The organism is Streptosporangium sp. NPDC006013 (genome assembly GCF_040614275.1).
Taxonomy (GTDB): Bacteria; Actinomycetota; Actinomycetes; order Streptosporangiales; family Streptosporangiaceae; genus Streptosporangium.
Genome location: NZ_JBEXUE010000398.1, coordinates 1 through 9,419, shown reverse-complemented (window position 1 = coordinate 9,419; position 9,419 = coordinate 1). Strand labels below are relative to the sequence as shown.

The 9,419-nt window shown below is 66.2% G+C and carries 8 protein-coding genes and 1 riboswitch; of the genes, 2 read left to right on the top strand and 6 right to left on the bottom strand.

The window, feature by feature from the left end; translation table 11 throughout:
• Positions 1-261: 261 nt before the first annotated feature.
• The 5 genes from ABZ260_RS39095 to ABZ260_RS39075 form a co-directional block, all read right to left on the bottom strand.
• Positions 262-2,769 carry an ATP-dependent Clp protease ATP-binding subunit gene (locus tag ABZ260_RS39095; protein WP_355627598.1) on the bottom strand — a complete coding sequence of 836 codons (2,508 nt, stop codon included), beginning with the start codon at positions 2,767-2,769 and terminating at the stop codon, positions 262-264.
• 279 nt (positions 2,770-3,048) lie between these two features.
• Positions 3,049-3,381: an Lsr2 family protein gene (locus ABZ260_RS39090; protein WP_012895497.1), complete on the bottom strand. Its 333-nt coding sequence runs from the start codon at positions 3,379-3,381 to the stop codon at positions 3,049-3,051.
• Between the two features lie 514 nt (positions 3,382-3,895).
• A complete protein-coding gene (locus tag ABZ260_RS39085) occupies positions 3,896-4,267 on the bottom strand; it encodes a hypothetical protein (RefSeq protein WP_355627595.1) in 372 nt (123 codons plus the stop codon).
• A gap of 401 nt (positions 4,268-4,668) precedes the next feature.
• Entirely contained in the window at positions 4,669-5,664 is a 996-nt protein-coding gene (locus ABZ260_RS39080) for an RDD family protein (RefSeq protein ID WP_355627592.1), read from the bottom strand.
• Between the two features lie 228 nt (positions 5,665-5,892).
• Complete coding sequence (locus ABZ260_RS39075; protein ID WP_355627591.1) at positions 5,893-6,546, bottom strand: amino-acid N-acetyltransferase; 654 nt, start codon at positions 6,544-6,546, stop codon at positions 5,893-5,895.
• 335 nt (positions 6,547-6,881) lie between these two features.
• Positions 6,882-7,029: riboswitch (cyclic di-AMP (ydaO/yuaA leader) on the top strand.
• Positions 7,030-7,121: 92 nt separating this feature from the next.
• Here ABZ260_RS39075 and ABZ260_RS39070 point away from each other — a divergent pair.
• A complete protein-coding gene (locus ABZ260_RS39070) occupies positions 7,122-8,084 on the top strand; it encodes an NlpC/P60 family protein (RefSeq protein ID WP_355627588.1) in 963 nt (320 codons plus the stop codon).
• Between the two features lie 197 nt (positions 8,085-8,281).
• On the opposite strand, the gene ABZ260_RS39065 is transcribed toward ABZ260_RS39070, so the two are convergent.
• Positions 8,282-8,482: a LuxR C-terminal-related transcriptional regulator gene (locus tag ABZ260_RS39065; RefSeq protein WP_030905642.1), complete on the bottom strand. Its 201-nt coding sequence runs from the start codon at positions 8,480-8,482 to the stop codon at positions 8,282-8,284.
• 733 nt (positions 8,483-9,215) lie between these two features.
• On the opposite strand from ABZ260_RS39065, the gene ABZ260_RS39060 reads away from it, so the two are divergent.
• Positions 9,216-9,419: hypothetical protein (locus tag ABZ260_RS39060; RefSeq protein ID WP_355627586.1), on the top strand; the 204-nt coding region annotated here is incomplete at its 3' end.

Below are 9,419 nucleotides of genomic sequence, written 5' to 3'. Positions count from 1 at the left end.
GCCGGATACCCGAAAATCCGGCTTCCCGGAGGTAGATCGGCCTGCTTCGGGCTCGGACCGGGAGCCGATCGGCCACCTCGGGCCTGGGTCAGGGGGATCGGGCCATGCCCGGGGTCCTGCGCCTTGGATCTTCCGCCTACCGCGGCCGGACGGACGACGCCTCGCCGGGTTGTCGACGGTCACCGCAGCGTGCTGCGGTGACCTCCGCCAACCTTGCGAGGCACCACCTGACCGATTCTCAGACGACGCCCGGTTCTGGGCCTAGTTCTGGATCGGCTCCGCGATGGCGGCGGCCGAGTCGGGAACCCGGTCGACCGGCGCGTCCTCACCGACGAAGGTGAACTTCGCGTTCTCGCCCTCGCCCTCGATCCCGATCTTCACGATCTGGCCGGGACGGAGCTCGCCGTACAGGATCTTCTCCGACAGGCTGTCCTCCAGCTCGCGCTGGATCGTACGACGGAGCGGGCGGGCGCCCATCACCGGGTCGTAGCCACGGTCGGCCAGCAGCTGCTTGGCCTCCTGCGTGAGCTCCATCCCCATGTCGCGGTCCTTCAGACGCAGACCCACCTGGGCCAGCATCAGGTCGACGATGCGGATGATCTCCTTCGGCGTGAGCTGGTGGAAGACCACGATGTCATCGACACGGTTGAGGAACTCCGGCCGGAAGTGCTGCTTGAGCTCCTCCTGCACCTTGGACTTCATCCGGTCGTAGTTGGACTCGGCGTCGTTGCTCTTCGCGAAGCCGACCCCCTGACCCTTGGAGATGTCCCGGGTGCCCAGGTTCGTCGTCATGATGATGACGGTGTTCTTGAAGTCCACCACCCGGCCCTGGGCGTCGGTCAGACGACCGTCCTCCAGGATCTGCAGCAGCGAGTTGAAGATGTCGGGGTGGGCCTTCTCGATCTCGTCGAACAGGACGACCGAGAACGGCTTGCGCCGCACCTTCTCGGTGAGCTGGCCGCCCTCCTCGTATCCGACGTAGCCGGGAGGCGAGCCGAACAGCCTGGAGACGGTGTGCTTCTCCATGAACTCCGACATGTCCAGCATGATCAGCGCGTCCTCGTCCCCGAACAGGAACTCGGCCAGCGCCTTGGACAGCTCGGTCTTACCGACACCGGAAGGACCGGCGAAGATGAACGAGCCACCGGGGCGGCGCGGGTCCTTCAGACCGGCGCGCGTGCGGCGGATCGAGCGGGACAGACCCTTGATGGCGTCGTCCTGGCCGATGATCCGCTTGTGCAGCTCGTCCTCCATGCGGAGCAGTCGCTGGGACTCCTCCTCGGTGAGCTTGAAGACCGGGATGCCGGTGGCGGTCGCCAGGACCTCGGCGATGAGCTCCTCGGTGACCTCGGCGACGACGTCCATGTCGCCGGCCTTCCACTCCTTCTCGCGGCGCTCGCGCTTGAGCTGGAGCTGCTTCTCCTGGTCCCGGAGGGCGGCGGCCTTCTCGAAGTCCTGCGCGTCGATCGCGGACTCCTTGTCGCGCCGCACGTTGGCGATCTTCTCGTCGTACTCGCGGAGGTCCGGCGGCGCGGTCATGCGGCGGATGCGCATGCGCGAGCCGGCCTCGTCGATGAGGTCGATCGCCTTGTCCGGCAGGAACCGGTCGCTGATGTAGCGGTCGGCCAGCTGCGCGGCGGCCACCAGGGCACCGTCGGTGATGGAGACACGGTGGTGGGCCTCGTAGCGGTCCCGCAGACCCTTGAGGATCTCGATCGTGTGGCTGAGGCTGGGCTCGGCCACCTGGATCGGCTGGAAACGCCGCTCAAGCGCCGCGTCCTTCTCCAGGTGCTTGCGGTACTCGTCCAGGGTGGTGGCACCGATGGTCTGCAGCTCGCCTCGGGCCAGCATCGGCTTCAGGATGCTGGCGGCGTCGATCGCTCCCTCGGCGGCGCCCGCACCGACGAGCGTGTGCAGCTCGTCGATGAACAGGATGATGTCGCCGCGGGTGCGGATCTCCTTGAGGACCTTCTTCAGGCGCTCCTCGAAGTCACCGCGGTAGCGCGAACCCGCCACCAGGGCGCCCAGGTCCAGGGTGTAGAGCTGCTTGTCCTTGAGCGTCTCGGGCACCTCGCCCTTGACGATCTTCTGGGACAGGCCCTCCACAACGGCGGTCTTGCCGACGCCGGGCTCACCCACCAGGACCGGGTTGTTCTTGGTCCTGCGGGACAGGACCTGCATGACCCGCTCGATCTCCTTCTCCCGGCCGATGACCGGATCGAGCTTGCCCTCGCGAGCGGCCTGGGTCAGGTTGCGGCCGAACTGGTCAAGCACCAGAGAGGTCGAAGGAGCGGCCTCGGCCGGACCGCCGGCGGCGGTCGGTTCCTTGCCCTGGTAGCCGTGGAGCAACTGGATGACCTGCTGGCGGACCCGATTGAGATCGGCGCCCAGCTTCACCAGCACCTGGGCGGCCACGCCCTCGCCCTCACGGATGAGGCCGAGCAGGATGTGCTCGGTGCCGATGTAGTTGTGACCCAGTTGCAGCGCCTCGCGCAGGGACAGCTCAAGGACCTTCTTGGCACGCGGGGTGAACGGAATGTGCCCCGACGGCGCGGACTGGCCCTGGCCGATGATCTCCTCGACCTGCTGACGCACACCTTCAAGACTGATGCCGAGGCTCTCCAGAGCCTTGGCGGCAACGCCTTCACCTTCATGGATCAAGCCAAGAAGAATGTGCTCCGTACCGATGTAGTTGTGGTTGAGCATCCGGGCCTCTTCTTGGGCCAGGACGACAACCCGCCGTGCGCGGTCGGTGAACCTCTCGAACATCTCGTCGCTCCTCACAGAGCGGTCAGGCAGGTCCGGGATATCCGGGCCCTGTCATCCCGCATGGTAGCCCCGACCCGGCGACCGCTCTATGCAGAAGACGTTCCCCGAGAGCAGGGCGTTCACCCTCCATCCAACTACTTACGGGGGGTGGGATGTTCCCGCTACGCCGCAAGCGAACGACGTTTGTCCACCAGACAAACACATCATGCGGTCATGGCCGCCACCGGACCCCACCGTGACCGCCATAACCGCATGATTCACTCGATCCACTGAGCCGATCTAGTGAGCCGCTTCGTACTGCTCGACGATCTTGGAGGCGATTCGACCGCGCTCGCTGACATTAAGGCCGTGGGACTTCGCCCATGCCCGGATGTCGGCGCTCTTCTCTCGCGTGAGTGCCCGCGCGCCACCCGCGCGGCGGCGGCGGGGTGCCAGCGCGCCGGAACGACGGGCGCTCTGCACGAAAGGCGACAGGGAGTCGCGGAGCTTCTTCGCGTTAACGTCACTCAGGTCAATCTCATAGCTGGTGCCGTCAATCGCGAAGGCGACAGTCTCATTGGCCTCGCCCCCATCGAGGTCGTCGATGAGAATCTCCTGGATCTGCTTGGCCATCTACACAATCCTTTCGCGGAGTATTGTTTCATTCGCAAGCTAAACATATACCCGCGATCGAAGAGCGGCAATTCCAGGAGCCCGGCGATTCTCACAGCCGGCCGAGACACTCTCAGTCGGCGCTCCGGTGGATCAGCTGTTCTGCGACTCGGCCGGGTCGGACTGTTTTGGCCGGCGACCGGCGGCTTCACTCCGAAGTAGCTTGACGACTCCGAAGATGAAGGCTCCGCCGACGACCGCCGGAGGTATCAACGCGGACAATACGTCGTACATTCGTCCTCGCTCCGTACCGCTAGGTGGCTTTCTGGAGACCATGAAAATTTGGCGACGACTCCCGAGCCACGCGGGTGTCCGCCCGATCAGTCTGGAACCGCCCACAGATGACCATAGCGCCACCGGACGGCGACGTGCGTCAGCAGGGGCGACCATGCCCGTCACTCTCCAGCCTAATGCTTCTCTCCAGCCGCCTTACCGGTTGCAGTCGTAAAGCCGCAGGGAAAAACCGACAGGACGATCAGGTGATCATCGTCGCCTTCGGAAATACCAATGCCCGCCCGCTCTCCGGCCGCTGCGCCACCGGCCTCGGAGGGGCGAAGCTCCTGGTGGGAGAGCCTTCCCACCGGGATGAACAACGCCTTGTCACGGAACCGGAGATCACCGCGGGCGGGTTCATCGCGAGAATGTCCGCCGCCGGCAGAACACCCGGATGGAGAGCGGCTCGCTTCATCACCCGGGCGGCAGCCGATGCGACGCAAGCCTGCGGAACAAGACGGATCTTCAACGCTTTCTTGCCAAGAGTACGACCCACTCTGGCGTGGAGTACATAGTCGTAGACCGTATAACCACCAAAGACGATGGGCTCACGGGACAACCCGGGCAACACCACACACCCATGATCCAGCTCCGTGAGAAGACCCCTGAACGCGCGACGGAAGGGGAAGGAGAGAAACCCGCGGGCCGTCACCGGGGATGCGGGAGGCGGGCCGGTCCCACCATTCGATGACTGGTGTGCGAACCCTCGACGGGGGCAGATCCGGCATTGGCGTCTCATAGCGGCTTGCGGGCTCTCCTGAGCCCCTTGTCCGGCCTCAAACACGAATATTCCGCCGAGCCCGCCGGGGCTCGATCATAAGTCCCCCCGCGTCGCCCATGGCACGGCAAATGATTTTTACGCTTCCGTGGCTTCCGCGGCCGAGACGGTTACCCACCCCTAACGGTCTCCGTTTTTCTGGTCCGGGCGCGAAATCGGGGCCGGCGGTTGAACCGCCGGCCCCGATTTACCCGGAACTACTTGATCTTGACGACGACCGTCCCGGCCACCTTGTCGTGCAGCGCCTGCTGCAGGGGCTTGTCCCACAGCAGCCACAGCACGTTCACGAGGCTGAAGATGTTGACGATCCAGCCGAGGAGGGGGATCCAGCTCAGGAACTGCGGGCCGAAGAACACACCGCCGCGCTTGAGCGCGACGTCGGAGCTGAGCCCGCCCGGCGGCAGGGTGCTGCCGACGGGCACGATCTTGATGCCCATGACCATCTTGCCGACGGTCTGCCCACCCCTACTGATCATGAAGAACTCGTAGGCGAAGTAGATCGCCGCGCTGACCAGGGAGATGAGAAGGCTCGCGAGGAAGATGCCGCTCCCGTCGGTGCTGGCGCCCGTCGCGAGGTTGAAACTGGGAGCCGTCACCAGGAGGCCGGTCAGCACCGCACTGATGATCACCCCCGGGATCGCCAGAATGATCGCGTCGATGATCCGCGCCACCAGGCGCTGCCACCACTCGGCGAGCGGGCCGGGAGCGCCGGGGGGACCGCCGTAAGGCTGGCCGTACCCCTGCTGCCCGTACTGCTGCTGCCCATAGCCGGGCTGCTGGCCGTAGCCCGGCTGCTGGCCGTAGTCGGGCTGCTGCCCGTAACCGGGCTGCTGGCCATAGTCGGGCTGCTGCTGACCGTACTGCTGCTGCCCGTAACCCGGCTGGGACGGCTGCTGCTGCCCGTAACCGGGCTGCTGGCCGTAGCCGGGCTGCTCGTGGGACGCCTGCTGCCCGTAGCCGGGCTGCTGACCGTACGCGCCGGTCCCGCCCTGCTGGCCATAGCCCTGCTGCTGGCCGTACGCGTCCGTCCCGCCCTGCTGACCGTACGACTGCTGCTGCCCGTACCCCTGCTGGCCGTACGACTGCTGCTGCTGCCCATACCCCTGCTGCTGGCCGTAGCCCTGCTGACCATAGCCGGGCTGGGCCACCCCCGGGCCGGTGTTCGGCTGCGATCCCTCCGACCGATATCCCATGATCGTCACATCGGGGTCGAGTTCGCCAGGGGCTCGGCCCTGGTTGTGCTGCCCGTAATCCGGCTGTCCCGAAGGTGTGCGACTGCGCTCGGGATCATCCTGTGGATACGGCGGCTGTCCGTTGCTCACCGCGTCACCTCACTTAGACTGCGCATGTGGCAAATGTCAGACGCACATGCTTGCTGCTGCACAAGGTATCGACATAGGAATCAACAGTCACCTTTCCAGTCAGTCATCTCTAAAGTCATCAGAGTCGGGCTCGTGTGTCAGGTGCAGCAGCATCCGGGTGTTTCCCAAGGTATTGGGCTTGACGTGCTCCAGATCGAGGAACTCCGCGACACCCTCGTCGTAGGAGGCGAGAAGTTCGGCGTAGACCTCCGGGGCGACGGGTGTGCCCTGGATCTCCTGAAATCCGTGCCGGGCGAAGAAGCCGACCTCGAAGGTCAGGCAGAAGACCCTGCGCAGGCCCAGCTCGGCGGCCGTGCGGATGAGCACCGAGACGATCCGATGGCCGATTCCCATTCCCCTGCGGGTCGGATCGACGGCAACGGTCCGAATTTCGGCAAGATCCTCCCAGAGAACATGAAGCGCCCCGCAGCCGAGGATTATCCCCTCCGCGTCAGTCGCGACCCAGAACTCCTGGATGTCCTCGTACAGGGTGACGGTGGCCTTCTCCAGCAGGCGTGGGCCGGCTCCACCGTAGGTGTCGACGAGCCGCCTGATGGCACGGACGTCCGGAGTGCGGGCGCGGCGGACCGTGACCGCCGGGGTGGCGCCGGGAGCGGGTGACCCCCGCTCCTCTCCCTCGGATCCGGCTCGCCGCTCCCCCTCTTTCCCGGGATTCGCGAACGGCACGGGAGAATGCTCCGCAAGCTGCTCCATGACCGATCAGCGTACGTCCTCTCCGGCCTTCAATTACGGCTCATCCTTAACTCTCGCCCCGGGGGCATCACGTGACCCTTGGTAGTTGGATTACCACGCTGGGCGCACGACGTCTCTAATGTGTCACAGCTCATCTTTGGCACGGTCCCGGACCTGGGAAGACCCGCGCCACGCCCGCCGCGAGGAAGGCAAAGGCAGCGTAATGGCCATGTTGATCATATTGGCATGTGATCTTTCCGTGACATTTCAGTTGCGAAACCTCTACTGAGTTCGCAGTTCTGGTTGAGCAGGAACCACGAGTGCACTAATCTCCGTGCTCGATGTCAGAGACGTAAAAGCCTGACCCGCCGAATCTCCCGACCAGGGGAACCGGGGACCCACCACGTCCTTCGGGGTGAATCCGAGTGCCACCGGCGCACCCGGTAGGGCTGCCTCCGGCCCGAACCCGTCAGCTAACCCGGTAGGCGGCCGAGGAGAGGAGCCCGTTGGTGAAGCGCATGCGCGACCGCGTAGGAGAGCACGCGGGCGGCGACGCCCGCTGTCGAGAACGCGCGCCGCGGAGGCGGAGTCGCCGCATGGCGGTCATCGGCCTGGCGTTCGCCATCATGACCCTCGGCACCCCCCTGGTCTCGGCCACGGCGGATCCCGAGCCCAGCCTTCAGCAACTGGCCAAGCAGGCCGAGAAGCTGCACGAGGAGATCGGCACGCTCGCCGAGCAGTACAACGGCGAGCGGGTCAGGCTCAAGCAGGCCCAGCGAGCCGCGGAGAGCGCCAAGAAGACCCTCGCGACGAGCGAGTCGGAGCTCGCGACCCGGCGCGCCAAGGCCACCCTCCTCGCGCAGAGCAACTACATGTCCGGCGGCCTGAACTCCGGACTCGCCTTCACCCAGGCGACCGACCCTGACACCTTCCTCGACCAGGCCACCACCAACTACGCCCTCCAGCAGCAGCAGAGCGAGGAGGTCGCCCAGGTCGGCCGGGCGATCGAGGCCGCCGAGCGGGCTCAGGCCGGCGCCAAGGCGAGGACCTCAGAGGTCAAGGTGCTCCTGGAGGAGATCGAGGGCAAGCGCAGCAAGATCGAGCGACTGGTCGCGCGGGTCGAGGGCGACCTGTTCAGCGAGGTGCGCACCAGGGCCGTCAGCAACAGGGGTGCCCGGGTGAAGGTCGACGTGCCCATCGTGGGCAGCGGCAAGGCGGCGGAGGCGGCCCGCTGGGCGCTCACCCAGCAACTCAAGCCGTACGTCTGGGGCGCCGAGGGCCCCAACTCCTTCGACTGCTCCGGGCTGGTCATGTGGGCCTACCAGAAGGTCGGCATCAGCCTGCCGCACTACACCGGCAACCAGTGGACCGCGGGCACCCACATCTCCAAAAACGACCTGCGCCCAGGCGACCTGGTCTTCTTCTACAGCGACCTGCACCACGTCGGGATCTACATCGGCGCGGGCCTGATGGTCCACGCGCCCCGGACGGGTGACGTCATCCACATCGCCACGATCGACAACCGGCCCTTCGCCGGTGGGGTGCGGATCGCCGACTGAGCGGCTGAGCCGGGCCGGTCACGGATCGTGAGCCGCCCGGCCCTTGGCCGGGCGGCGAATCCTGCCGTGCCGAGGGCCGGTCGGACGGACACCCCGCAGACTTGCGCCCCTCGGACGGTGCCCGCAGGTGCGGCGCCCGACGGCAACGCGGCGGGGCGCCACCGGACCGCGGTGGGCAGAACAGCCAAGGGCAGGGCCTAGATCAGGCGGCGGCGGGCCGCCCAGGCCACGGCCTCGATCGCCGTGGCGACACCGATGCGGTCGCAGATGCCTCTGAGCCTGCGCCTGACGGTCCGGCCGCTGATATCGAGGCGGCGGCCCACCCTGTCGACGGTGACGCCCTTGGCGAGTTCAGCCAGCAGCACGAGGTCGTCGTCGCTGAGACCGATATCACTCATGCCCAGGGGGCTGTCGCCATGGCGAGAATCCACTTCTGGATATGCCATCAAGAGTCACTCCCCCCACTCTGGAAACCGGGCGCGAGACGCCGGAAATGAATACCGTCCGCCAGGAACGGTAAACGCCTTGTTCAAAGGTCGTCAAGTTCTACTCTTCATAGCGCGCGCCCACTATTGACATACTAGGTGCTACGTGAAGTACTCATGATATGTCAGTGCCTTTGGGGTTAAGTCACGACCGTGCCCCCGCACGAGCCCGCAGGTGCCCCCCTGGCTGCGGCAACAGAAGTCCTGGCAGAACAAGGTTTCGCCGGAACCGCCGCGGCGGCGCGCACCCGCGGGGCCGCATCCTCGGCGGAAGCGAGCTTCCCGCTTTTCCCCGGGAAAATCGATCTCTTCCTGGCGCTCTTCGACGGCCACGCCGCCTGGCGCCTTGACGGCACCTCGCGGAAAACTCTGAAATGGGAAGCCCACAAGAGCACCTTTGCGGCATTAGCGAAGTATCGGGTGCCGACGACGGGCGTCAGGCGATATTGGACATGCTTAAAAGGGAGTTTCTGCGCCATGCAGAAAGCCGTCCGAAATTGCACGGGGAGCGTGAGCACGGCCCCTGCGGTTTCCGGCCCATGGGGATTCGACCCGTCCCCGCCCAGGCGTCGTCCGCCTGCCGTGCTCGCGCCCACGCGCGCCGGCACGGAGCCGTGCGGGACGGTGAAGAGGTGCTCGCGAGGTGGTGAGGGCGCTACCCGGTACCGCCGACCGGGATTCGAAGGTGCGCGCCGAACCCGACCGGCCGCCCCGGGATGCCGCCCCGGGCCGTCATCCGGGCTTCGATCCCGGCGGACACCGCCCGGCGGAGATGTCCAACGGCCTCCTCGACCCGGCCGAGCTGGTGGCCAGGCTGGAGGCCCTGGAGGCGTCGGGCGCGACGCCGCTG

Bases quoted from the DNA above. Each gene is read 5' to 3' on its own strand.
- ABZ260_RS39070 (WP_355627588.1), top strand. From the start codon at position 7,122: ATGGCGGTCATCGGCCTGGCGTTCGCCATCATGACCCTCGGCACCCCC.
- ABZ260_RS39075 (WP_355627591.1), bottom strand. From the start codon at position 6,546: ATGGAGCAGCTTGCGGAGCATTCTCCCGTGCCGTTCGCGAATCCCGGG.
- ABZ260_RS39095 (WP_355627598.1), bottom strand. From the start codon at position 2,769: ATGTTCGAGAGGTTCACCGACCGCGCACGGCGGGTTGTCGTCCTGGCC.
- ABZ260_RS39090 (WP_012895497.1), bottom strand. From the start codon at position 3,381: ATGGCCAAGCAGATCCAGGAGATTCTCATCGACGACCTCGATGGGGGC.
- ABZ260_RS39080 (WP_355627592.1), bottom strand. From the start codon at position 5,664: ATGGGATATCGGTCGGAGGGATCGCAGCCGAACACCGGCCCGGGGGTG.
- ABZ260_RS39065 (WP_030905642.1), bottom strand. From the start codon at position 8,482: ATGAGTGATATCGGTCTCAGCGACGACGACCTCGTGCTGCTGGCTGAA.